We start from the raw sequence: 23,721 nt of genomic DNA on the forward strand, positions 1-23,721 counted from the left end.
TGAAACAGTTTTACTTTCAGCTTAGAAGCCTTGTATTAAATGGAGAAAAGCAGTGGTTGTAGAAACCGATGGATATCTCGCTCTTATCGAACACTTGTCGTTTAACTTGGATATTTTTACAACTGAAAATGGCGACACGGGTTCTGAAAGCATCGAGGATGTAGTAACCGATATGGTGGCATCAAACATCATGGCAATATTCGAGCAAAACCCAGAACTTCACTCAAGCGTTCGCTTTAAATTGCTAAAAGAGGCTGATGCCGTAGTAGAAGATCTTGGTGAAGTTCTTGCTGGAGTCTGGAATAAAAAAGCAACAAATGAGCAAATTACTTTTCTTGATGAATATGTTGCCTTAGTGAAAAACTTGTTTGATACCGCTGTCGCTACTTACGACTAGAATTCTTTGCACCAATGTATGAGCACGAGCCTTGGCTGGCTGAACAATGTCTCAAGGCTTCTTAAGCTCGTATCGACCAGTTTTGAGATTGCGTTACAATGTAACCCTTCTAATTTGCCAAAACTTTGATGCCCAGTAGGGGTTATCAATTCTCGAAATAATTACACCTTTTGACGTTGAGGCGTGCATAAATTGTTTATCGCCTAAATAGATTCCTACATGGTATGTCGTTCGTCTGGTCTTAAAAAAGACTAAATCCCCTTGTTGAGCTTCTGTCCAGCTCAATTTAACGCCTTGTTGTGATTGTTGTTGTGTCGTCCGTGGCAACGCAAGTTGATAAGCCTCTACAAAGGCCTTTTGAACAAATGCGGAGCAATCAATCCCAGACTTTTTCGTACCACCAAGTCGGTATGGCGTGCCATGCCACTCATTGTAAAATTCCAACAAGTCAGGTTTGTTGGCGAAGGTCTCGACTTGAAATGTTACCACTTCATCTTGTTCAATCTCTTCTGGCTCTGGTATTGAAGAGCAAGCGGTAACTAGTCCACTGATTATTAAAGGAATATAAATTCGACGCAAATCATCCACCTGTCATCTCCGCGACTTACAACTGAAATATTAATGTCATAACCAATCCATAGTATGGGACCAAAATCACGGTTTTATTTAGATTGTGTGACAGATGCACAATTAAACCGTCTTAAACCCAATAAAGAATAAAAATTGATTATGACAGCGCGCAATCGTTTACGCTTTTCTCTCTCACTGATTCAGACCATCAGTGCAACATTTTTAACTATCATAGCCCTTGTTATAGCCCTTTCTGTCTCAAGTTTCAAAGGAATGGGGCAGATTAAAGAGCAATTTGATGAACTGTCTCAAAAAGAGTTACCAGTAGCAATGGCCAACGCTAGGTTAACAAGAAATGTTCTTGAGATTGTCAAATTACTAAATTATGGAATGCAGGTGACTGAGGCTAAAGAACTTCCGCTTGTTGAAGAACAAATAGAGCAGTTAGCTAAACAGACAGAAGGACTAGTAATGCAAACATCTAGTGTAACAACCGAGCCTCTTTCTGACGAAATGAAACGCAAAGTGAAGAATTTGCATCAAATCACCCGTTCTGTTCTTTTAAAACAATCTGTTGTTATTCAAATGCAAGCCGATATTGATTCCGCCTCTGGTGGGTTTCGTTATGGACTGAGTTCGGTTGGTCCAGAAATGAATAGAATCAGTTCTTTCCTAAGTGCCGACAGTCCGGAATCAAGTGATGCCGCGAACCGATTTATCGCTTCTGCTAGTTCAATGGAAAGTACCTTTTTGGCGATGCTGACGCATACTGATTTGGCTAAAGCGGAAAAAGAATATCGTGAGATGCGTAATCGAATTGCAGGCATTAACCTCGCGTACTCAGATTTTAAAGCGCTACAGCCCGAGGTGACCGAGTTTTCAAGCCTGACAGCATCGTATGAAATGGTTAAATCTGGGTTTGGAGAAAAGGGAATTCTGCACTTAATTCTCTCTAGGCTTGAGCAAAGTGAACAACAACGCAGTGAATTTCTAAGTGCATCTAAGGTTGCTGATGAGACGATGTTGTTACTCGATAAGATTTCGCTTTCATCATCCGATTTACTTGACGAACGAAAGGCTGTGGTAAACCACACCATAGAGACAGTCAGTATGATGGTTCTCATCGCTGCAGGTGTTATCTCTGTGACTATTTTATTGACGTGGTTCGGTTTAAAAGCATGGACTAGCCGCGGTTTAAACAGCGTACTAGAGCGCTTGTCTGCACTCACTGAACATGATTTTCGTGGTAAGGCTGAAGAGATTGGCCCAAATGAATTGAAAGAAGTCGTAAGGAAATTAAATCTGGTGATTGATTCAACACATGAGTCAATTGCGACAGTTACTCGTAACTGTGAAACGCTTTACCAAACTGCCGAAATTAGCCACACAGTTGCAGAACGGACGAACGAAGGTCTGAGCATGCAGAACGAAGCCTTGGCAAATATAGTCACGACAATAAGTCAGCTAGAAGCTTCCATCCGAGAAATTGCGATGGTAACTAATGCATCCTCTGTAGATTCTCTTCTTGCTACCCAGCAAACCGAGAAAGGCGTTCAGGTCGTTGAACAAAATCGATTACGTCTCGAGTCATTAGATAAATCTCTAAACTTGAGCGAAGAATCCATGTTACAGCTGGATCAACGAGTCAAACAAATCCGTGAAATGGTAGACATGATCAAGGGTATCGCTGAAAATACCAATCTATTAGCGTTGAACGCTGCGATCGAAGCTGCGCGAGCGGGTGAGCAAGGACGTGGATTTGCTGTGGTTGCTGATGAAGTGCGTAAATTGGCGAGCGATACTTCACAACAAACGACGAACATTAGTGAGATGATGAACGAACTCATTACTGCTTCAGAACATTCTCGTCAGGCCGTAAACAGTTCAAGGGAAGAAATGGCTCACGCATTGCAGTCGAGTCATTATGTAAAATCGACGTTTTTAGAGATAAATGACGCGGTGAAACATATTCAAGAACGTGTTGAGCAGATTTCTGTCGCCACAGAAGAGCAAGAACGGGCAACCGCAGACGTTTCACGTTCTATTACGCAGATTTCTGAACAGGGTGAGCAAACGAAGCAGCAACTTGAATCTATGGTAGAAAGCTCAGAGCAAGTTGCTGATATCGCTGGACAACAACAAGATATGCTACACAAGTATGAGCTGTAAGTTTTAAACATATCAGCACAAGGCCAAGGCAGAACTTTCACTCAGCCTTGGCTTTTTTACTTATTCAAACGCTTGCAACAGTGCGAACTTTCAAACCAGTAGCTATCCTTGCAGTAGCAGCAAGTTCGTAACCGAATACTTTTCCGCGTATCTGATCGTGTCTAAAGGCATGATCGGTCTCAAAAATCGCCACAAAATTATAAATTGTTCGATTAGTTCTATATGCTTTTCGCCATTAACTAAAAATAAGGAAACGATGATGGATAAATTCGTAGTGTTTCTCTTATGCCTTTTTTTAACCATAGGCGGTGCTGTCCATATCTATGACAATGTCGTGGATGGTCTGCTGCCTTATGATTTTGCCCCGCGTTGGTTGAATATCTATTGGAGTTTACTGAGCATTTTAGATTTGTTAGCCGTCTATCTGTTGATTCGGTACCGTCGAGTTGGCATTGTATTGATGCTGGTTATCTTGGTAACCAATGTGGTCTTTAATACTCATGCTATCTATACATTAGAAATCTTAGATAATCGGACTGCATTACAGATGAAAACCTTGTTTTTGGGATTTTCTATTGGTGTATCAATCTGGCTGTGGAACGCACGACAAAATAGACAGTCACGCCAGATATTTCGTTAGTACCGTATTTGCGCGGATATAACGAATAAGTCATTGAAAGTAAAAATGGGCTAGTGGTGAAAAGTATACCTTGAGCATAATTCACTTTAACCACTAGCAGACCTAGCTGGCTAATCACTCGATTTATTGTCTTTAGCACGATAACGAAATGGTTGCGTAATCAACTTATCAAGCCTTTGCTCCTGTTCATCTCTAATATCGGGCAAACCAATCACTACATGGTCATGCCCAAGTTCTGGCTGAGCACGGTAGGTGCCAAATAGTCGATCCCAAACAGATAAGAAGAAACCAAAATTAGAATGCGTTTCTCTCGGAATGACAGAATGATGAACTCGATGCATGTCTGGTGTAACGATCACTTTCCTTAACCAAGCATCGACTGGCAGTGCGAGCCTTGCGTTACTGTGGTTAAACATAGCGCTGGCGTTAAGGACAATTTCAAAAATGACAATCGCAATAGGGGAAACACCGAGCACGCACACTGCACCGATTTTTACCACCATTGAAATCACAATTTCAATGGGATGAAAGCGAGCGCCAGTCGTCACATCGATATCCAGATCGGCATGATGCATTCGATGGATCTGCCAAAGGAAAGGGATGCGGTGAAACACAATGTGCTGCATATAAATAACGAAGTCGAGTAACACAACGGACAGCGGAATGTTCAACCAGATAGGAACCGACATCAGGTGAAACACGCCCCATTGGTTATCACTTACAATAACGGCAGCCTGAAATGCCGCGATAGGCATGATTAAGGCGACAATAACGCTATTTAAAGCGACAAGTGAGAGATTGTTTACCCAGCGAAAAGTTCGCGAAACCGTCAGTGTTTTTCTTGGTAACTTAATTTCCCATAACGTACAGATTAAGAGCACACCGATAAAGCAACTGAGCCTTAGCCAGGATGGATCGTTAAATGCTGTTTCTGTCACAGATGTTACCTCTCTGTCTCGACTCTACCTGTGTAGACCTATTTCAGCGGAAAATAATTTCGGTGTACCTTTTCCATACCTTACCTTGAGGCGTGGCGCTTATGCCAGTAGAATCGCGCTCTCGTTTTTATTTGGCATTTTCACACATGAGAATTCACGCTTTCCATCGTCTATACCTGCACCGTCAATCGCTATCGACAAAACCTTTTAATGCGCGCGGTTGCAAAGTCATCCGTTGCCCGTATTGTCAGGTTTCACAGCAGTACTGTCTGTGCGAGATGCAGCCAAACATTAAGTCGAACCTCGCCTGTATGCTCATTGTGTCAGAGAACGAAGTGTTTAAGCCAAGCAACACTGGCCGATTGATCGCTGACACGATTCAGGAAACCTACGTTTACCAATGGAACCGAACCGAACCTTCGGACGAGATGCTGGCGCTATTGAAAAGTGAAGACTATCAACCTGTCATCGTATTCCCGGCAGATTATGTGGATGATCCTCAACGATTACTGGAAAGCCTCAACCCAGAACGATTAGTAAAATCTGAGGGCAGCAACAAGAAATGGTTACTGATCTTCATTGATGGTAGCTGGCGTGAGGCGAGAAAGATTTTCCGACGTTCAGACTATTTACAATCATTGCCAGTGTTGTCGATAAAACCAGAGTCGCTGTCAGAATATATAATGCGACGTTCTGATAATGAGCAACATCTCTCTACAGCAGAAGTCGCCACTCTGGTGTTTAAGCAAACTGGTGAGCACCATGCTTCCGAGTGTCTTCAACTGTGGTTCGAAGCTTTTAGAGAAACGTATATGTTAACGAAAACTCGTATAAAAACGGATCCAAACCGACCACACCTAAAACGTTATATCGAGTGGTCAAAAACCGAGAGCTGACTCCAAAGAATAAGTTTTTGTTGATCGCTTGTTGTTCAACTGACTTGGACGAGGGGATAAATCTGGATTTGGTCACGGTTTGTAGGCGTACAGATATGGATAATGCCAAAAGTTTATCTTTTTGACTCCAGTAAACTTTTTTGGAGTCGTTTTACACTTTTTAGGAGAGAATTGCATGTATTATGGCTTTGATGTCGGTGGTACTAAAATTGAATTTGGTGCATTTAACGAAAAGCTTGAGCGTGTAGCGACAGAGCGTGTATCAACACCAACCGATAACTATGAATTGTTGGTTGACACTATTGCTGACCTTATCAGTAAGTACGACAATGAATTTGGCTGTGAAGGTACGATTGGTCTCGGTCTTCCAGGTATGGAAGATGCGGACGATGCGACAGTTCTTACTGTGAACGTTCCAGCAGCAAAAGGCAAACCACTACGTGCAGATCTAGAGGCGAAAATCGGCCGCTCAGTGAAGATCGAAAACGACGCAAACTGTTTTGCACTTTCAGAAGCGTGGGACGAAGAGCTACAAGGTGAACCATCTGTACTAGGTTTGATTCTGGGCACAGGCTTTGGTGGCGGCTTCATTTTCGATGGTAAAGTTTTCTCAGGTCGTAACCACGTCGCGGGAGAGGTTGGTCATATGCGCCTTCCGATTGATGCATGGTTCCACCTTGGTGACAATGCGCCTCTACTGGGTTGTGGTTGTGACAAAAAAGGTTGTTTAGACAGTTACCTATCTGGCCGTGGTTTCGAGTTAATTTACGCGCATTACTACGGTGAGAAGAAAAAAGCGATAGACATCATCGAAGCCTATCGAGAGGGCGAAGCAACGGCAGTTGAGCATGTTGAACGCTTTATGGAGCTTTTGGCAATCTGTTTTGCGAACATCTTTACTGCAACCGATCCACATGTTGTCGTACTCGGTGGTGGTTTATCTAACTTCGACGTTATTTACGAAGAAATGCCAAAGCGCATTCCGAAATACCTGCTGTCTGTAGCGAAATGTCCAAAGATCATCAAAGCGAAACACGGTGATTCAGGCGGCGTTCGTGGAGCGGCTTTCCTAAACATCAAATAAAATAGTTCGCTTCACTAAGCTAACTAACATAACGAAGCCCTGTTGTTCATTGAGTAACAGGGCTTTTCGTTTGTGGTCATCTTTAAGAAGTCATCTTTACCTAGCTTTACACTTCGTTTACGTCCCTTGAATAAGCCTCTGATAAACTTTAACTCAAGTCTAAGAGGTTAAATAAACGGGAATGGCTATGTTTAAACTTTCAACTTTTCGTAACGGTGCACTAGCGATTGTAATGGTAAGCATGGTTGCTCCATCCATGGCTAAGCAGGCTCCGGGACAGTGGCACGACCAAGAACATAAGCCACAAAAACCAAAAAATGTGGTTGTGGTGCAACCCAATTACCGACCAAGTCATAACGCGCCGTCACATAGGTCTTACCACCATAGTGGCTTACCTGCTACAGCGGCATTTTTGGCAATTGCAGGAATTACGTATGCGATTATTGATAACGCTTATTACAAGCAAAGTGGGGATCAATATATTTATGTCGAACAACCACCAGTATCTGCATCACAGCAGGCAAGTAGCAGTTTATCAGGACAAGTAGTGGACGTTCTGCCAAGTGATGTTGTTAACGTAACGGTAGATGGCGCAACGTATTATGTGCGAGGTAATGACTGGTATGCGCCGATTGCAGGCACCCGTAAGTTTGTCGTCGTTGCTCCTCAGTTATAAACGTAATTTGAATCCTATAAAAAAGCTCGCGTTATTTAATACTAATCGTAGTAAGTAACGCGAGCTTTCTGCTGATTGTAAAATCTATTTATTCTTTTTCCCGACGCCCAAATTTTCTTTCTGTGCCAGAGTGATTTTTGTGAAACCGAGTTTTCTAAAGTGGTTATCACGGTAGTTTCGAACTGCTTTAGTATCAGAAATCGCTTCGATCTGCTGTTCCATTTTCAGGTATTCAGAAATATCGATACCTTCGGCTTCAGCAACCGCTTCATGAATGTTGTGGTGTTGCTGGTAAGAGAACGTCAGTTCTTTGTCTTCGTCTTTGTAAGTGTACAAGATGGTGCGAGCCATAATTATCTCTCGAATGTTTTGTTAGTGTTTTTAGCTAAACCGCGTGAATTCCTCACGGCGGGATGAGCACGATTAAGATCTACTCTCAAAGCTCTGCTGCAATGTATTGCTAAAAACGAAAGGTCAGCAGAGCTGACCTTTATGGAATCGTTGCTATGTAGCGCTAGAGTTAGATTCTGCCTTGAAGCGGGATAATTGTCACGTTTTCTCCCACTTTAACCGTATCGATAGCAGGGGATATCTCGATAAGACAATTGGCTTCACTCATCGAACGTAATATTCCCGAGCCTTGTTTACCCGTGGTACGAACGGTCAGACGGCCAGTTTCGTCCAATTCATATATCCCGCGACTGAATTCAGTTCGGCCTTGACGAGAACGAAGACTTTCTGATGCTATCGCATTGACTTTTAATGGTTTCCAGCCCATTTCACCTTGCATCTTCCGTATGGCAGGCTCGACAAAATTGATGAAAGAGACCATGACAGCAACTGGGTTACCCGGCAAACCAAAAAACGGTTTGTTGTTGATCTGGCCAAAGGCGAGAGGACGGCCAGGGCGCATATTGATACGCCAAAAATCGATTTGCCCAAGCTTATCCAACGCTAACTTAATGTAGTCCGCATCACCAACCGACACGCCGCCAGACGTCATCACCATATCCGCTTGCTGAGCCGCCTTTTCTAGTGCTTCGATCATCAGCTGTTCATTATCTTCCAGAATACCAAAGTCCAGAATTTCACAATCTAGTTGTTCGAGCATACCCATAATGGTGAAGCGGTTTGAGTCGTAAATAGAATTTGCTTTCTGCTCGGTACCTGGTGCCTGTACTTCATCACCAGTAGAGAATATTGCTACTTTCAATTTTCGAAAGACATTCGCCTGCCCAAAACCAAGAGACGCGATCATCCCCATTTCTGGAGAGGCGAGGCGAGTGCCAACGGTGAACACGTCGCTGCCAATTTCAAGATCCTCACCAGCCTGACGGACGTTCTGACCCGCTTTGATGCTTGATGCATTAAACGTTACCATGTCACTATTATGTTTGGTCTGTTCGCGCATTACCACTGTATCGCCATTGATAGGTGTTGGTGCACCTGTCATGATTTTAACAGCTTGGCCAAGTTCTAACGGTTTATCATAGGCATAGCCTGCGAGCACTTCCGCCACCACTTGGTAACTTTCACGTTCAAGATCGTCACTACGAACCGCGTAACCATCCATTGCTGAGTTTGTGTATTGAGGCACGTTAACCGGAGAAACGATGTTGTCAGCCAATACTCGGCCGTAACTATCTTCAATTTGGCATGTTTCAATATCAGCCACGGTATGAACTAAAGATAGAATCTTTTCCTGCCCTTGAGTTACGGAAAGGAATGCTGGAGATAGAGTGTCGCAACACGCGGCTTCTTTCTCTTTCGCTTTAGGTTCTTTTTCTGCGCTAACATATTGAAGAACGAATTCCGCGATGGCATCCAGATCATTAATGTTCATTTGTGGTAAATCGGAGTCCAGCTCACCACTGTCAGAAGCAATCGCAATGATGTTTTCATCATGAGGGTAAAGCCACGGTTTACCGACTTCTTCTCGGTGAAGCTCGATTTTAGGGAAAGCGATGTTTTTACAACCCTCAACCAGAACAACATCTAACATATTTTCATCAAAACGAGTTAACAGGTATTCAAACTCTGCTTCTGCTTCGGGAGTCTCAGTCATCAACGCAAAGCGATTTCGAGACGCAATCAACATCTGAGAGGCACCTGCTTTACGTAATCGGTAACTGTCTTTACCCGGTTTATCGACGTCAAAGTTGTGGTGTGCGTGCTTTAACATACCGATACGCAAACCCGCTTCGGTCAGTTTCGGCAATAAGGCTTCAAGAAGCGTGGTTTTACCGGTACCAGAATAGGCTGCAAAACCAAGAATAGGGATATTTAGCGTGTGTTTCATGATTCCAATTGTCCAAATTGCGCCAGTTCTTCCGGAGTGTTTAAGTTGACGAAACAGTTTGGTGAGTCACTAAAGTCAACGTAGCGGGTGTTGCATTCTCTATAGAGCAGAATGATCTTACGATCCCCACGCTCTAAAAACGCAGTCAACTTTGGTAAAACACGTTTATGGTACATAGTAAAGACAGGTTGTTGGTGATCACCGTCATGAGCGACCAAAATGTCCGTATCTTCTTGAACTGCACTGCAAAAACGGTCAACTAAATCGGTGTTAATTTGCGGACTGTCACAAGGCACAAATCCGACCCAGTCGGTTTGCGCGTGAACCAAACCGGCATGAATTCCACCCATCGGTCCTGGGTAATCTTTAAACTGATCACTGAAGACGAAACCAAACTGACGGTACGCGTCTTGGTTTCGGTTAGCATTAATTGAAATGCTTGGTGTTTGCGGTGATAAACGTTCGATAACGTGTGCAATGAGTGGTTTCTGATTTAGCTCTATCAGTCCTTTGTCTTTTCCACCCATGCGGCTAGCTTGACCACCAGCTAAAATGACCCAACTAGTTTGTGTTGGTTGAAGCATATGCGTTCTCTTGGGATGTTTTTCTTGGTATGACATACAACAGCGGTGACTCTATCAAAGTCTTGTCTTTAATCCACCACTGTTTTTTACATAAATCGGTCAACGCGTTAGTTTGATGACTTGTGACTACGATGCTAGAGCCACGATCCAACAGATCTTTTGCCATTACCACTAAACGCTCGATTGACTCTACGTCTAATGATGCGCTTGGCTCATCCATCAATAAAATGGACGGTTTTAATATCCAGGCTCGCGCCATCGCTACGCGCTGTTTTTCTCCACCTGACAGAACAGAGATATGCTCGTCAGCCAATGTTTCTAAACCTACCATGCGCAAAGCGTTAATAACTTGAGCTCGCTTATCTTTTGCTGTGTCGTTCTGGTATTTCACACCATATACGATGTTTTCATACACGGAGCCATCAAATAGGTAAGGGGACTGGTGAAGATATATAACATCGACGCGGCCATTGCGTCGTGTCCACTTCTTTAGCCAGGAATCTTTAGGTGCAATAACCTCACCAGTAGACGGCTTTAACAAACCCGCGAGAATTTTAAGTAAGGTCGTTTTGCCGACGCCATTATCACCTTTAAGATAAATCGCATCGTTTGGGCCAATTGCCAGCTCAGGAATATGAAAAAGCACGCGTTCTTTAAAACGCATGGACAATTGTTCGGCGGTAATTTTTATAGTCATAATACGCCTTTATATTGAGTTGATGACAATTCGATGGTTTGCGTCATGTTCTGAGGTAGCCTTTGCCTCTCATACTCGATAAGAAGAAGTTTAGTGCTAACGCTAAGGATAGTAATACAATTCCTAATGCAACACCTTGAGCAAAAGCTCCTTTACTGCTTTCCATCGCGATAGCAGTAGGAATATTGCGAGTAACGCCCATAATGTTGCCGCCCACCATCATCGAACAGCCAACTTCGGTGACGATCCGCGAGAATCCAGCGATGATCGCTGCAAGCAATGGGAAGCGCGTTTCCCAGATCATCGTAGCTGCAACCCGAGGGAGTGACACGCCCAACGTAATCGACGTTTCAATCATACGACGATCGCTCGACTGGAGGGCGCCGTGCATCATTGATACTAAAACAGGGAAGCAGATAAGCATCTGGCCAAATATCATCGCTTTCTGAGTAAACAGCATTTGCCAGCCGCCCCAAGGTCCAGCTCTCGAGAGAAGCATGTACAGCAAAAGGCCAATGACAACGGTGGGTATGGCCTGAAGTGTATTCACGATCGACAGCAGAAACCACTTGCCACGAAAATTGGTGTAAGCCAGAACAAAGGACATCAAAATCGCCGGCAATACCACTAAAGATATTGCCGTGATAGAAACGCTAAAGGAGACCGCGACGATCTCCCATAGCTCTGCATCAAAATTCACCAGTAGCTTAAGCGCTTCCAGTGTTGTTTCAGCAAGATTCATATTGCGCTATTTAGTTTCTGCATTACCAACAAACAACTGTTCACCGTTTAGACGGAAACTGTTTATCAGTTCCTGACCGTGTGAGTTTACTAGCCAATCACTAAATGCTTTCGCACCTTTGTGATTAATAGTCGGGTAACGCTCTGGGTTCACTAAGATAACCTGATATGGGTTAAACAGCATTTCGTCACCTTGGAACAGGATTTCCAGTTCCAGTTTGTTTTGATATGCCAGCCAAGTACCGCGATCGGTCATAGTGTAACCTTGCATCTCAGAGGCCATATTCAGAGTAGGGCCCATGCCTTGGCCTATGCTGCGGTAACCACCGAAGTTCGGTTCAATTTTAGTTTGCGCCCAAAAACCCATCTCTTTTTTGTGCGTGCCTGAATCATCACCACGAGAAATGAAGGTCGCGTCTTTGCTTGCGATTTCTTTAAACACATCAAGTACGTTTTTATCGTCTTTGATTTCTGCAGGATCGGACTTAGGGCCGACAATCACAAAATCGTTGTACATCAGTTTACGCGGCATAACACCGTAACCTTTCTCAACAAAATCGCTTTCCGCTTTTGGTGCGTGCGTCATAACCAAATCAACATCACCGTTTTCACCCATCTTCAGCGCTTTACCTGTTCCTGCTGCAAGAATATCGACTTTGTAACCAGTGTCTTTTTCAAACTGTGGAAGTAGGTAATCCAGCAGACCAGAGTGGTAAGTACTGGTAGTGGTAGCTAAGCGAATGTGTTCACCCTCTTGAGCGGAAAAAGCGGAGTAGCTTACTAGCGTGATTGACGTCGCTGCCAAAGTTAGCGCAATTTTCTTCATTTTTATTTGTTTCCTTTCCAATGATGATTCGGCTTCTTTTGCGGTTTAAAGGCATCAGAAGTTTCCTGAACGATCTTGATTGCTCAAATTCGCAAATTACCCAACGTAGAAGGTCAATGACCAGTCCAACGACCAGTCCAACGCATCAGGCAATCCGGACACCCTTTATAGCAAACAAGATGCCAATAATTTACAAGTTAAAATTGTCTTATTTATGCGCTATTTCATAGACTTGTTTGCATAAAATCAAACAGTGGTACAAAATGTCTCAACCATCTCGGAATGTATCACCCTAAAGTTGGTACACTCTGTCCCATCTCAATCCATCTGGGGTAAATATGTCTAGTCACTCTCATACTAGTACAAACCAACAATATAATGCCTTTTCGGTGCTGGTCGTTGATGACGAAATGGGCATGCAAGCGATATTAAAAAAAGCGCTTGGAAAACTTTTCTCTCAAGTTGATACAGCAGGCAGTATTGAAGAAGCCGAGCAGTTGCGCAACTCACGCCATTATGATCTGATATTGCTCGATATTAACTTACCCGGCCGTTCAGGTATTGAGTGGGAGGAAGCCTTTGAGGACGATGACAGGCGAGCAGATGTGATTTTCATGACCGGTTATGCCGATCTTGAAACCGCAATTCGTGCACTTCAATTAGGCGCTTCAGACTTTATTCTCAAGCCTTTCAATCTGGAACAAATGCTGAAGTCAGTTATTCGCTGCATGGATCGTCGGCTTAACGATCGTATGCACTATGCGATGAAGCGCGATTATCAGCGTAATAACAGCTCAGAAATCATTGGTAGCTCTAAAAAAACAAGTCAACTCAAATTACTTATTAATCAGTTCGCACCTTCTCGTGCGTCTGTATTGATTGAGGGTGAATCGGGTACAGGTAAAGAGCTGGTTGCCCGTGGTATTCATCAGGCGAGTGGGAGAACTGGGCCATTTGTTCCTATCAACTGCGGGGCGATTGCTCCAGAGTTGTTGGAGAGCGAACTTTTTGGTCATACTTCCGGCGCGTTTACTGGCGCTAAGAAATCACGTGAAGGGCTGTTTCGTGTTGCAAATGGTGGGACGCTATTCTTGGATGAGATCGGAGAAATGCCTTTGGCCATGCAAGCATCACTTTTGCGTGTGTTAGAACAACGAACAATTAGGCCGGTTGGTTCTGAAAAAGAGATCAGTATTGATGTACGTGTTGTAGCAGCGACAAACCGAAATCTACAAGAAGAAGTGAACCTGGGGAATTTCCGCAGTGATCTCTATTATCGTCTGAATGTTCTGAAAATCGAAGTTTGTCCACTTCGAGATCGCAAACAAGATCTATTCGAATTAGTACCATTTTTTAGCAACATGTTAACCAGAGAATTAGGTATGCCAGCGCCTAAATGGGCTCATGAAGATATGGAAGCGATGAGCGCATACAATTGGCCAGGTAACATTCGTGAACTAAAAAATCTGATTGAACGTTGTATCCTGCTTGGCAAACCTCCCGCTCATTACTGGCGCGAAATAAACGGTGAGCACGCTTTACCAAACACTTCTGCCACAGTTTCAGATGCAGATGATCTTACGGAGTTAAAGGAAAGTAATTCGTCCACTGGAGAGGGTTATCCAAATGACTGGACTTTGAAAGATGTGGAAAAGGCGCACATTCAACAAGTTGTAAGTCTGCATGACGGTAATAAATCGGCAGCAGCTCGTGATCTAGGTGTCGCACGCAAAACGTTAGAGCGAAAATACAAAGAGTGGGATGCAGAGGAAGAGGAATATGCCAACTAAATGGCAACGACACAAAGGACTGTCTAAATGGACGCACCGGTTTAAAACCATGGTGCGTTATCGCTTGCTCATTCTGACTTCCGCACCGATCTTTGTGACCCTGCTTGCATTGATTGGCATCACGATTTATTGGTCTATTCAATACACGTGGCAGAGTACCCTCCAAGATGTATCAGAACGCCTCGGGGTAGCCGAAAACAGTGTTGAATTACTGCAGCAGAAGCAAGCGAACTACGTTAGAGCGTTCGCCGATTCTTTTGATTTTCGTACCCGCATTAATCAACATACGCCGAAAGATGAACTACAAGCATGGGTGAAAGAACAACAAGGTCGTTACGGTTTAGATTTCCTCTCTTTCAAGCTCGTCAATTCAGTGGAAAACAAGTTCCGCTTTATGGATCTGACTAAGCGTGAATCCTTCTTTGATGTCTTAAATAAAGATGAATTGGAACAACTTGACCCGGAGTTAGCGAAACGAGCCGAAGTGTCGATTCTGAGCCAAGAAAGTGGTAAGGAAACCCGTGGATTAGTGAGTCGTACCGTGATTCCCGTTTACAACCGATTCAATGATTTGATTGGATTCCTAGACGGTGGATTGCTACTCAACAACAGTACCGTGCTAGTGGATCAAATCCGTGACCTCATTTATCCAACCAGCAATGACCGTTTGCGACCGGTGGGCACATTAACTTTGTTTCTTTCCGATCTTCGCGTTAGCACAAACGTTCCACTAGATAGTGATCACCGTCTCGGTCGGGCTATCGGCACCAAAGTAAGTACCGAAGTCTCTGAGCAAGTGCTTTCCCGTGGAGAGCAGTGGGTAGGCCGGGCATTTGTATACGACGCTTGGTATATCACGGCTTATCAACCCATTAAAGACCAATACGATAATGTGATAGGCATGATATACACAGGCTACCTGATGTGGCCATTTGTTAAAGCCTATATCACCAATATCGCGGAAGTCAGCTTAATGACATTGATACTATTAATGGTATCTGGCGTGATGGTATATAGAGGTTCACGAGATTTGTTCAGACCCATCGAGCGCATTCACAGGGTCGTAAAACTGGTTCAGTTAGGAAAAGAAAAGCGTATCGGACCTTTGGGACTCGACGACGATCATGAATTGGCGCAACTGGCCAAGCAGTTCGATAATATGCTCGATGCACTTCAGGAGCGTAAGGTTGAGCTCAAGAACGCGGCAGCACAGCTCGAATGCAAAGTACAAGAGCGAACTGCGAGTTTGCGCGACAAAACAGAAGAGTTAGAACTTCACATACAGCTACTCAATCAAACGCGGGATAAACTGATCGTGCATGAAAAGCTATCTGCGCTCGGGGAACTCACAGCGGGTATCGCACACGAAATAAATAATCCGACCGCCGTCATTCTCGGCAACATAGAATTGATTCAATTTGAACTTGGCGAGGATGCGAATCGCGTTCAAGAAGAAATCGATGCCATTCATGCTCAAATCGATCGCATCAGAAACATCACACGAAGCTTATTGCAATACAGTCGACAAGGTGGTGTCCAAGATGAAATTACGTGGCAACGTGTCAATCCAATCATTGATGAAAGCATAACGCTGGTAAAAACAGGCTCCAAAAAGCGAGACATTCAGTTTGTGACCGATCTGCAAGCTCATACCTCGGTGGAAATTAACCGTCATCAACTGCTGCAGATTCTGGTGAATTTACAGATGAATGCGATTCACGCAATGAACGGGCAAGGCAAACTGATCGTCACTAGTGAAGACTGGGTGGAAAATGGAGACGTCAGAGGCGCGGTGATTCACGTTGCGGATGAAGGATGTGGTATAAAACCTGAAAATATCAGTCGCATCTTTTCTCCATTTTATACAACCAAACGTGAAGGAACGGGCTTAGGGTTGTCTGTTTCACAAAGTATTCTGAGCCAAACGGGTGGTGAGCTGAAAGTGGAATCCGAGTGGGGTAAGGGCAGTGTGTTCAGTATCTACCTGCCGAATAAAGCAGAGTTAATGCTTGAAGTGACCAACATTGCTTGATCTATTCAGGAGAGCACTTTCTTTAACAACACAGTATGCAAAAGGGTCAGCTCATTACTGACCCTTTTACTTACCTGAAGATCCAAATATTTAAGGCAATAGCGAAACATCCGCCTATCTCGCTCATTTTCATCTAAAAACGATCTTTTTCTGACCAATTAATAAAAACAACACTTGCAGTATGTAGCCTTAACAAGTACCGTTGCCCGGTTTTCCCTAAACTCACTCAAATTGCTAAGGTAAAGGTTTTGATCTCCACAGCGAATATTACTCAACAATTCGGCGCGAAGCCGCTATTCGAAAACATTTCAGTTAAGTTCGGTGAAGGTAACCGTTACGGCTTAATTGGAGCTAATGGTTGTGGTAAATCAACCTTTATGAAAATCCTGAGCGGTGAACTTGAACAGACAAGTGGCAACGTGAGCTACGATCCAAACGAGCGCGTTGCAAAGCTAAATCAGGATCAGTTCGCATACGAAGAGTTCACAGTTATCGATACGGTAATCATGGGCCACAAAGAGCTATGGGAAGTAAAGAAAGAGCGTGACCGCATTTACTCTCTGGCTGAGATGAGCGAAGAAGACGGCATGAAAGTGGCTGATCTTGAAGTTGAATTCGCGGAAATGGACGGCTACATGGCAGAAGCAAAAGCAGGCGAGCTTCTTCTTGCTGTAGGTATTCCAATGGAACAGCACTTTGGTCTTATGAGCGAAGTCGCGCCAGGTTGGAAACTTCGTGTCCTACTTGCTCAGGTTCTGTTTGCTGACCCAGATATCATGCTGCTTGACGAACCTACCAACAACCTGGATATGGATACTATCCGCTGGTTGGAAGACACGCTAAACGCGCGTAACTGCACGATGATTATTATCTCGCACGACCGCCATTTCCTGAACTCAGTTTGCACGCACATGGCTGACTTGGATTACGGTGAGCTGCGTGTTTACCCAGGTAACTACGATGAGTACATGACAGCAGCTTCGCAAGCTCGTGAACGTCTACTAAATGACAACGCAAAGAAAAAAGCACAAATCGCTGAACTACAAACCTTCGTTGCACGTTTCTCTGCAAACGCATCGAAAGCAAAGCAAGCAACATCTCGTGCTAAGCAAATTGACAAGATCAAACTGGACGAAGTTAAAGCGTCTAGCCGTCAAAACCCATTCATTCGTTTTGAGCAGTCTAAAGAGCTATTCCGTAACGCTCTGATTGTTGAAAACCTAAGCCAAGGTTTTGAAGATGACCTGTTCGCGAACTTCAATGCAATCTTTGAGGTCGGTGAGCGCGTAGCCATTATTGGTGAGAACGGTGTGGGTAAAACTACGCTATTGAATACTTTGGCTGGCGTTCTGGAACCTCGTACCGGTACGTACAAATGGTCTGAGAACTCAAACATCGGTTACTACGCACAAGACCATGCACATGATTTTGCAGAAGACTTAAACTTGACAGATTGGATGGGTCAATGGCGTCAGGAAGGCGATGACGAGCAGGTAGTGCGCAGCTTCCTGGGCCGTATGTTGTTTAGCCAGGACGACATCAAGAAATCAGTTAAAGTCCTTTCGGGTGGTGAACAAGGTCGTATGTTGCTTGGTAAGCTAATGATGCACAAACCAAACATGCTGCTGATGGACGAACCAACTAACCACATGGACATGGAATCGATCGAATCTCTAAACACGGCACTAGAGCAGTACAAAGGTACGCTATTCTTCGTATCGCACGACCGAGTATTCGTAGACTCTCTGGCGACGCGCATCGTCGAAATTCGTGATGGTAAGATCACAGACTTTAAAGGTACTTACTCTGAGTTCCTTAAATCTCGTGGTGTTGATCAGTAACACAACGATGTAAACCGACGTTATGCAATTAAAAAGACCTCACTGCGAGGTCTTTTTTGTGCGTTTATTCTTTGAATTGACCGGTTAGGTAAGCATAAATCCCAACAACACCGAATGTAATTATCATCGAAACCATGATGCCACTCGGCGTGAGCAAAAAGTTCCAAAGCTGATCATTGTCCATAGTTCACATCCTTTGTGAATAATCGGTATAAAAACACCAATAGTAATAAACGATGGGTATTTCTAGTTTGTTACAGCACTCGAGAATTGTGTTACTTTTTGTTGTAGAAGAAGTTGCCTGCAGGATAACTAGTTATCGAAAACTTTACCGTGTTCTCAACCATTTTTCCTACGCCATTTCTAATCACTTATTGTGATTAGTATTGAGTCTACACCAATCTTCAATTTTGCGAATTATTCCTCGCTTACACCTTTGACATCAAACACAATTTTTTCTGCACCGGTAAATACCTGGAAGCGCAGACCTTTTGCTCTCGCAATGGTGGTAATTCCGTACTGTCGAGCGAGATCCAAACCCATCTGGGTCACGCCAGAGCGGGAGAGGAGCACCGGAATTCCCATTTGAGCGACTTTGATGACCATCTCCGATGTTAGACGACCGGTGGTATAAAATATTTTATCTTCACCTGTCTCCTGATTGAGCCACATCTCACCAGCTAACGTATCCACTGCATTGTGACGACCTACATCTTCCACAAAGGATATTACCTGATTATTTTTACAAACCGCGCAGCCATGCACTGCGCCAGCTTTCCTATAGGTATCGTTGTAATGTGTCAGGGCTTCAAGTGTGGCATATATATCTGACTGCTTGAGCGACACTTGCGGCACCTGATAATTTTCTAGTTGCTTCATCACGTTGCCGTACATGGTGCCTTGCCCGCAACCCGAAGTGACCGTTTTCTTTTTCAATGCACCTTCTAAATACTCAGTATTTTCTTTAGTGATAACGGCCGCTGAATGGGTTTCCCAATCGATAATGACCGACTCAATGGCATCAGGATCAGACAAAAAGCTTTGGTTCTTCAAATAACCTAAAACTAGGGCATCAGGGCGAGAGCCAATAGTCATCAGCGTAACTATCTCTTTCCAGTTCAGCATTACCGTCAAAGGACGCTCACAGGCGATTTGTTTAGTCAGTTTTTCACCATATTCATCGTACACATCGACTTCGATGGTTTGCAGGGGATTTTCACTGGTTCTAATAATATTTGGTTTTACCACGTTCTTGTCCTAATCGGTGAGGGAGTGATCTACTCCGCTGGGATATTCTATTTATTGTGCAGTTTGTTCAGCAAATCTCATTCCAACATAGCGCTTACAACAAAAAATGCGAGTCTTTAAGTCTGGTTAACACAAAAACTGAGAGTTCGCAGGAATGACACATATTCTTGTTTGTATTTAGACTAAGTTAGTATTAATTCTCTTAGCTTAGTGTTTTAAATGTGATTGATTTGGCGCATTTATTGCTTTGTAACCCTAATTGGTTTGAAAGCAAAGGACAGAATGTCCTTTCCGCCAACAGACCTTGTAAGTAAGTTGGGTAAGTTATGTCAGACAATAATAAAGATTTAGAAAACAAATACGAGAAGACCGAAGATTCATGGCCTATGGGCATAGATCTGGTTGCACATGAAATTATCACAGGTGCGTGGGTAACAACCCAATGGCAGTTAACTGGGTTTCAGTTGACTCCGAATGACGAAACATCGGATGTTTGTCTGCTCCAACTGCACAGAGACGAACGTACTGATTACCGATTTAACTTAAGCTCTCAAAAGCCAAAACTCTTTCTGGTAATGGATAACCTCGATTCCGGAGAGAAACCTACGATACAGCTTCTTACTGCCTCTCAAGCCGTTGCAGCGAGATATATGGACGGAGATAATCTGGTCTTGTCTAATGACATGCCATTACCTGTACAGGCATGGATGGAGGCGTTCATCGGTCGCAACGGTGAAATGTTAGAGGTCAAACGTAAGAAACGAAAAGGAGCGGGTAGAGCAAATGGCAACTAGTAGTTTTATAAGCCGTTGGTCAAAACGCAAGTTAGAAGAAGCCTCAAGTGAAGACCATGATCTAAATGACGACCTAAACACAAATACACACAGTGATTTAGCGGTAACTCAACCCGAGGCAACATGCTTAAACCCTGACGCTGGGTCTGTTGAAGAAGCCAACGCAACAGACCCAGCGCCTGAAGAATCAAAACCAGAAGAGATGTCTATTGCGAACTTACTGGTTTCTGAAGCTTCAGAGAGTGTGAAGAAAGCCGCATTACGTAAGCTCTTCTTATCAGAAGAGTTTAATGTTCGGGATGGCTTAGACGATTACGACGACAATTATAGTAATCTGAAGTCAATGTCTGAAGGTATCGCAGAAACTCTGCGTGATTGGGTTAAAGAAAAAGCAGACGAAGCACCTTCGATTGATGAAATTCATTCAACAGTGGCGGAAACGGAACCTGCGATTGTCGACATTGATGAATCCGAACAAGAACATGCCGAAAATACGCAAAACAACGAAGAGCTGTATATAAAAACAGTATCTGATAAAAATGGCACTTTAGAGAAAAAGTCTACATCAGAACAACTATCTGCATCAGAACAATTAGGACAAAATATACCACAACAAAAATAGGTACATTTTGACTAAATACTCAACGAACCGAGTGGGACAAATTGTCTCACTCGGTTTTTTTATCGAAAACATTTGCCAATTATTACTGTAACTAACTGTATTTATTTACTTATTTAGTTTGGCACATCCCTTGCTAATAATGACTATAGCTACTCTGTTGTACTTTAGAACGTATGAGCTTTGCTTGGGTTTGTACTCTGATACCCCGTTATATAAGAGATTAATTATATATTCATCAGCAGAATCTGCGTCGCTAACTACAATGAAGATAGAAAATTATCCATGTTAATCAATGGAAACGATCAATGTTGAAAGAACTATTAGAACAAACAACTTCCAGTAATGGTGAAGCAAGACTATACGCTTTTGAAAATACCGTAGAGTTGACGAATCTCATCCCACCTACGGTGAGCTACGAAAGTGGTGGAAATACACTGATTGTTGGTCCTACAGCGATCATTGAAAGCGCTGCTGCACAGTTGCCACAAATGAACAGCCTGACACTGCTTTCAACTGATGGGGAAAAGGGCAACAACCCTGAGGTTTACTACACAAACTCTGTTCAGGTTTCAGGTTTCCTTGGTACATTTGAAGTACTAATCGAAAATAATGGCGCTACGAACAATTTAGCGAAAATTGCTATTAATAGTGATTGTTTCGATGTCGTGCTCGATCTCTGCCTAAACAGCTGCATGTCAGAAGAAGTTCCGGTTCCGGGTTATTATCCAGTAGGGCGTGGTTATCCAAAACTGGCTGAAGCGCTGGAAGAAATCCCAACTTTGATGGGGACGTTCGATAAACCGAAATTTTTCCGTTTAGACACAGACCTCTGTGCACACAGCTCACGAGGCGTTAAAGGTTGTGAGCGTTGTGTTGACGCTTGTCCGGCAGGTGCATTATCCAGCGAAGGCAGTGACAAAACAGGTCATCGTATTGAGATTAACCCATACCTATGTCAGGGAGTGGGAACTTGTGCGACGGCGTGTCCTACTGAAGCCATTCACTACGCACTTCCAGATCCTGAAGATACACAAAAATTCATTGAACGTACGCTGGCAAATTACGAGAAAGCGGGCGGCGTTGATCCTATCGTGCTTATTTGTAGTTCACGCCATGAAACGTATAACGTGATGGCTCTTAAAGCTCTACCAGATAATGTTATTCCAATTGTGGTGGAAGAGCTTCCTTCAGTTGGTATCGATACCTGGTTTGCGGCACTGGTTAACGGTGCAACTCAAGTTCTTTTTGCTGCATCTCGTTTTATGCCTCCAACCATTCTGAGAGTACTGAATAATGAAGTTGGTATTGCTCAAGAACTGCTTGATCAACTTGGTATTGCAAAAGAAACCATCGATATCCTTTATTTAGAGTCTCTGCATGAGGGAGCGCCTACGCTTTGTACGGATTCATTCGACTTAGCGTTGGGTGAGTTACAAGGCAATAAACGTCAGCGCCTGTTTACCGCTTTGGATGCACTGTCAGCATCACGTATTCCTGTGGAAAATGTGGTTGAACTCCCAGTCAATGCTCCATATGGCTCGGTTTCTTGTGAAAGCAAAGACTGTACGTTGTGTATGAGTTGTGTGGCGGTTTGTCCGACTCGTGCTCTGCATACCGATGGTAAATCTCCATCACTTAAGTTTGTTGAACAAGATTGCGTTCAATGCGGTTTATGTGCGAAAGCCTGTCCGGAAAATGTTTTAACTCTGTCGCCGCGTATGAACTGGGTGAAAGAAGAACGCCAGAAATCAATGGTTATTCATCAGGAGAAGGCGGCGGAATGTCTTCGTTGCCACAAGCCTTTCGCTCCTCAATCAATGATCGATATGTTGCAAAACAAGCTTCGTGGTCACTCCCACTTTACAGATGAAGCAGCAATTAACCGTATTGCGATGTGTGAAGACTGCCGTGTCGTCGACATGTTTGAATCGATGGCCTCTGATCCGTTGAAACAACTGAAATATTAGGAGCTCACAGTGGAAAAACAACAAGACCAAACACTGAGAACGGAAATCTACCTGGTTTTATCAGCGCTTTTCCGAAGTGCACCAAGTAAAGAGATGCTGGACTTTTTGAAGTCATTGGAAGTTGAACCTTCGGCTAGTGCGATGCAACAAGCTTGGATTGCACTTCAACATGCCGCCAATCAAGCCGATCGCGAAGACCTTGAAGACGAATATCAAAATCTGTTTATCGGTATCGGTCGTGGTGAAGTCGTGCCATTTGGATCATGGCACCGTACCGGGTCAATGATGGAAAAACCTTTAGCTGAAATTCGACACGATCTTGAATTATTAGGTATTCAACGTGCTGACAACGTAAAAGAACCGGAAGATCACATTTCAGCCCTTTGTGAAGTTATGGCAATGCTTACTGAAGAAGAAGAGGGGCTGCAACAAGCCGTGTTTAATAAACACATTGCTCCTTGGTTTAGCGCATTCACTCGCCAGATAGAAAACGCTGATAGCGTCGATTTTTACAAACCAGCAGCGCAACTTTGCGACGCATTTTTAACGCTGGAGCAGGTGCGTTTTAGTGAGAACACTAAAAGCAGTAAAGCCAAATTTAAAATTGATGTGAAAAACGTCACTGATTACGAGTAATCGAGCAGTACTTGGTCATATCGATAGAGAGGCATGATCCTCCAAAGATCTACCGGAAGGTAAGGAAGCAAAGATGAAAGATAATAAAACAATAAACTCAAGCCGCAGGGAGCTACTAAAAGGCTTCACAACCGCTGCCGTTGCAGGTGCTGTCGTCACAGGAACCACAAAAGTGGCTAATGCTTCGGAGACGGTTGAGTCTTCAGAAAATGACGTGAAGAAGAAAGGCTATCGTGAAACTCAACACATTCGTGATTACTACGACACACTTTAG

The 23,721-nt window shown here is 43.7% G+C and carries 23 protein-coding genes; 14 read left to right on the forward strand and 9 right to left on the reverse strand.

Going from position 1 to position 23,721, the window contains the following annotated elements:
• The first annotated feature begins 52 nt into the window (after positions 1-52).
• Positions 53-397, forward strand: a complete 345-nt coding sequence (locus WJM94_RS02165) for a DUF3802 family protein (protein ID WP_444492599.1) — start codon at positions 53-55, stop codon at positions 395-397.
• Positions 398-490: 93 nt separating this feature from the next.
• On the opposite strand, the gene WJM94_RS02170 is transcribed toward WJM94_RS02165, so the two are convergent.
• Positions 491-985 carry an NlpC/P60 family protein gene (locus WJM94_RS02170; RefSeq protein ID WP_444492600.1) on the reverse strand — a complete coding sequence of 165 codons (495 nt, stop codon included), beginning with the start codon at positions 983-985 and terminating at the stop codon, positions 491-493.
• Positions 986-1,126: 141 nt separating this feature from the next.
• On the opposite strand from WJM94_RS02170, the gene WJM94_RS02175 reads away from it, so the two are divergent.
• Together WJM94_RS02175 and WJM94_RS02180 are read left to right on the forward strand one after the other, a co-directional pair.
• Positions 1,127-3,136, forward strand: coding sequence for a methyl-accepting chemotaxis protein (locus WJM94_RS02175; protein WP_444492601.1), 2,010 nt, complete (start codon positions 1,127-1,129; stop codon positions 3,134-3,136).
• Between the two features lie 259 nt (positions 3,137-3,395).
• Positions 3,396-3,776, forward strand: coding sequence for a hypothetical protein (locus WJM94_RS02180; protein ID WP_444492602.1), 381 nt, complete (start codon positions 3,396-3,398; stop codon positions 3,774-3,776).
• 110 nt (positions 3,777-3,886) lie between these two features.
• Here the strand turns inward: WJM94_RS02180 and WJM94_RS02185 are convergent, their stop codons facing one another.
• Positions 3,887-4,714 carry a sterol desaturase family protein gene (locus tag WJM94_RS02185; protein WP_444492603.1) on the reverse strand — a complete coding sequence of 276 codons (828 nt, stop codon included), beginning with the start codon at positions 4,712-4,714 and terminating at the stop codon, positions 3,887-3,889.
• A 146-nt stretch (positions 4,715-4,860) separates the two neighbouring features.
• Between WJM94_RS02185 and WJM94_RS02190 the strand changes: the two genes are divergently transcribed.
• The 3 genes from WJM94_RS02190 (at position 4,861) to WJM94_RS02200 (ending at position 7,370) form a co-directional block, all read left to right on the forward strand.
• The gene (locus tag WJM94_RS02190) at positions 4,861-5,610 is read left to right on the forward strand and encodes a tRNA-uridine aminocarboxypropyltransferase (protein WP_444492995.1); all 750 of its coding nucleotides are present in this window, start codon (positions 4,861-4,863) and stop codon (positions 5,608-5,610) included.
• A 175-nt stretch (positions 5,611-5,785) separates the two neighbouring features.
• Positions 5,786-6,694 (forward strand): N-acetylglucosamine kinase, encoded by a 909-nt coding sequence (gene nagK, locus WJM94_RS02195; RefSeq protein WP_444492604.1) that lies wholly within the window; start codon positions 5,786-5,788, stop codon positions 6,692-6,694.
• A 187-nt stretch (positions 6,695-6,881) separates the two neighbouring features.
• Positions 6,882-7,370, forward strand: a complete 489-nt coding sequence (locus WJM94_RS02200) for a DUF6515 family protein (protein ID WP_444492605.1) — start codon at positions 6,882-6,884, stop codon at positions 7,368-7,370.
• Between the two features lie 84 nt (positions 7,371-7,454).
• Here WJM94_RS02200 and WJM94_RS02205 read toward each other — a convergent pair whose 3' ends face one another.
• The 6 genes from WJM94_RS02205 to WJM94_RS02230 all read right to left on the reverse strand — a co-directional run bounded on the left by WJM94_RS02205 (position 7,455) and on the right by WJM94_RS02230 (position 12,517).
• Positions 7,455-7,721 carry a DUF2960 domain-containing protein gene (locus WJM94_RS02205; RefSeq protein WP_444492606.1) on the reverse strand — a complete coding sequence of 89 codons (267 nt, stop codon included), beginning with the start codon at positions 7,719-7,721 and terminating at the stop codon, positions 7,455-7,457.
• A 169-nt stretch (positions 7,722-7,890) separates the two neighbouring features.
• Entirely contained in the window at positions 7,891-9,669 is a 1,779-nt protein-coding gene (locus WJM94_RS02210) for a bifunctional molybdopterin-guanine dinucleotide biosynthesis adaptor protein MobB/molybdopterin molybdotransferase MoeA (protein ID WP_444492607.1), read from the reverse strand.
• Positions 9,666-10,253 (reverse strand): molybdenum cofactor guanylyltransferase MobA, encoded by a 588-nt coding sequence (gene mobA, locus WJM94_RS02215; RefSeq protein WP_444492608.1) that lies wholly within the window; start codon positions 10,251-10,253, stop codon positions 9,666-9,668. The genes WJM94_RS02210 and mobA overlap by 4 nt, the downstream gene beginning before the upstream one ends.
• Complete coding sequence (locus tag WJM94_RS02220) at positions 10,231-10,950, reverse strand: energy-coupling factor ABC transporter ATP-binding protein (RefSeq protein WP_444492609.1); 720 nt, start codon at positions 10,948-10,950, stop codon at positions 10,231-10,233. Before WJM94_RS02220 ends, mobA begins: the two co-directional genes overlap by 23 nt.
• Before the next feature lie 43 nt (positions 10,951-10,993).
• A complete protein-coding gene (locus tag WJM94_RS02225) occupies positions 10,994-11,692 on the reverse strand; it encodes an ABC transporter permease (protein ID WP_444492610.1) in 699 nt (232 codons plus the stop codon).
• A gap of 6 nt (positions 11,693-11,698) precedes the next feature.
• The gene (locus tag WJM94_RS02230) at positions 11,699-12,517 is read right to left on the reverse strand and encodes a substrate-binding domain-containing protein (protein ID WP_444492611.1); all 819 of its coding nucleotides are present in this window, start codon (positions 12,515-12,517) and stop codon (positions 11,699-11,701) included.
• 338 nt (positions 12,518-12,855) lie between these two features.
• On the opposite strand from WJM94_RS02230, the gene WJM94_RS02235 reads away from it, so the two are divergent.
• The 3 genes from WJM94_RS02235 (at position 12,856) to WJM94_RS02245 (ending at position 18,180) form a co-directional block, all read left to right on the forward strand.
• Positions 12,856-14,307, forward strand: a complete 1,452-nt coding sequence (locus WJM94_RS02235; protein WP_444492612.1) for a sigma-54-dependent transcriptional regulator — start codon at positions 12,856-12,858, stop codon at positions 14,305-14,307.
• Positions 14,297-16,339: a sensor histidine kinase gene (locus WJM94_RS02240; RefSeq protein ID WP_444492613.1), complete on the forward strand. Its 2,043-nt coding sequence runs from the start codon at positions 14,297-14,299 to the stop codon at positions 16,337-16,339. Before WJM94_RS02235 ends, WJM94_RS02240 begins: the two co-directional genes overlap by 11 nt.
• A 248-nt stretch (positions 16,340-16,587) precedes the next feature.
• On the forward strand, positions 16,588-18,180 hold the full coding sequence (locus WJM94_RS02245; protein WP_444492614.1) for an ABC-F family ATPase: 1,593 nt from the start codon (positions 16,588-16,590) through the stop codon (positions 18,178-18,180).
• Between the two features lie 417 nt (positions 18,181-18,597).
• On the opposite strand, the gene WJM94_RS02250 is transcribed toward WJM94_RS02245, so the two are convergent.
• Complete coding sequence (locus WJM94_RS02250) at positions 18,598-19,428, reverse strand: formate dehydrogenase accessory sulfurtransferase FdhD (protein WP_444492615.1); 831 nt, start codon at positions 19,426-19,428, stop codon at positions 18,598-18,600.
• 326 nt (positions 19,429-19,754) lie between these two features.
• Here WJM94_RS02250 and WJM94_RS02255 point away from each other — a divergent pair, with 326 nt between their 5' ends.
• From WJM94_RS02255 to WJM94_RS02275, 5 genes are all read left to right on the forward strand, one after another.
• The gene (locus WJM94_RS02255; protein ID WP_444492616.1) at positions 19,755-20,222 is read left to right on the forward strand and encodes a DUF3305 domain-containing protein; all 468 of its coding nucleotides are present in this window, start codon (positions 19,755-19,757) and stop codon (positions 20,220-20,222) included.
• The gene (locus tag WJM94_RS02260) at positions 20,212-20,844 is read left to right on the forward strand and encodes a DUF3306 domain-containing protein (RefSeq protein ID WP_444492617.1); all 633 of its coding nucleotides are present in this window, start codon (positions 20,212-20,214) and stop codon (positions 20,842-20,844) included. The genes WJM94_RS02255 and WJM94_RS02260 overlap by 11 nt, the downstream gene beginning before the upstream one ends.
• Positions 20,845-21,149: 305 nt before the next feature.
• A complete protein-coding gene (locus WJM94_RS02265; RefSeq protein WP_444492618.1) occupies positions 21,150-22,811 on the forward strand; it encodes a 4Fe-4S dicluster domain-containing protein in 1,662 nt (553 codons plus the stop codon).
• A 9-nt stretch (positions 22,812-22,820) separates the two neighbouring features.
• Complete coding sequence (locus WJM94_RS02270) at positions 22,821-23,447, forward strand: TorD/DmsD family molecular chaperone (RefSeq protein ID WP_444492619.1); 627 nt, start codon at positions 22,821-22,823, stop codon at positions 23,445-23,447.
• A 73-nt stretch (positions 23,448-23,520) separates the two neighbouring features.
• Positions 23,521-23,721, forward strand: coding sequence for a twin-arginine translocation signal domain-containing protein (locus tag WJM94_RS02275; RefSeq protein WP_444492620.1), 201 nt, complete (start codon positions 23,521-23,523; stop codon positions 23,719-23,721).

Origin of the sequence: Vibrio sp. YIC-376 (genome assembly GCF_052353105.1) — a bacterium.
Lineage (GTDB): Bacteria > Pseudomonadota > Gammaproteobacteria > Enterobacterales > Vibrionaceae > Vibrio.

What these genes read in the sequence shown, in the direction of transcription:
- WJM94_RS02275 (WP_444492620.1), top strand. Translation starts at nt 23,521, where the DNA reads ATGAAAGATAATAAAACAATAAACTCAAGCCGCAGGGAGCTACTAAAA.
- WJM94_RS02190 (WP_444492995.1), top strand. Translation starts at nt 4,861, where the DNA reads ATGAGAATTCACGCTTTCCATCGTCTATACCTGCACCGTCAATCGCTA.
- WJM94_RS02220 (WP_444492609.1), bottom strand. Translation starts at nt 10,950, where the DNA reads ATGACTATAAAAATTACCGCCGAACAATTGTCCATGCGTTTTAAAGAA.
- WJM94_RS02255 (WP_444492616.1), top strand. Translation starts at nt 19,755, where the DNA reads ATGTCAGACAATAATAAAGATTTAGAAAACAAATACGAGAAGACCGAA.
- WJM94_RS02265 (WP_444492618.1), top strand. Translation starts at nt 21,150, where the DNA reads ATGTTGAAAGAACTATTAGAACAAACAACTTCCAGTAATGGTGAAGCA.
- WJM94_RS02205 (WP_444492606.1), bottom strand. Translation starts at nt 7,721, where the DNA reads ATGGCTCGCACCATCTTGTACACTTACAAAGACGAAGACAAAGAACTG.
- WJM94_RS02175 (WP_444492601.1), top strand. Translation starts at nt 1,127, where the DNA reads ATGACAGCGCGCAATCGTTTACGCTTTTCTCTCTCACTGATTCAGACC.
- WJM94_RS02235 (WP_444492612.1), top strand. Translation starts at nt 12,856, where the DNA reads ATGTCTAGTCACTCTCATACTAGTACAAACCAACAATATAATGCCTTT.
- WJM94_RS02260 (WP_444492617.1), top strand. Translation starts at nt 20,212, where the DNA reads ATGGCAACTAGTAGTTTTATAAGCCGTTGGTCAAAACGCAAGTTAGAA.
- WJM94_RS02210 (WP_444492607.1), bottom strand. Translation starts at nt 9,669, where the DNA reads ATGAAACACACGCTAAATATCCCTATTCTTGGTTTTGCAGCCTATTCT.
- WJM94_RS02180 (WP_444492602.1), top strand. Translation starts at nt 3,396, where the DNA reads ATGGATAAATTCGTAGTGTTTCTCTTATGCCTTTTTTTAACCATAGGC.
- mobA (WP_444492608.1), bottom strand. Translation starts at nt 10,253, where the DNA reads ATGCTTCAACCAACACAAACTAGTTGGGTCATTTTAGCTGGTGGTCAA.
- nagK (WP_444492604.1), top strand. Translation starts at nt 5,786, where the DNA reads ATGTATTATGGCTTTGATGTCGGTGGTACTAAAATTGAATTTGGTGCA.
- WJM94_RS02240 (WP_444492613.1), top strand. Translation starts at nt 14,297, where the DNA reads ATGCCAACTAAATGGCAACGACACAAAGGACTGTCTAAATGGACGCAC.
- WJM94_RS02230 (WP_444492611.1), bottom strand. Translation starts at nt 12,517, where the DNA reads ATGAAGAAAATTGCGCTAACTTTGGCAGCGACGTCAATCACGCTAGTA.
- WJM94_RS02225 (WP_444492610.1), bottom strand. Translation starts at nt 11,692, where the DNA reads ATGAATCTTGCTGAAACAACACTGGAAGCGCTTAAGCTACTGGTGAAT.
- WJM94_RS02200 (WP_444492605.1), top strand. Translation starts at nt 6,882, where the DNA reads ATGTTTAAACTTTCAACTTTTCGTAACGGTGCACTAGCGATTGTAATG.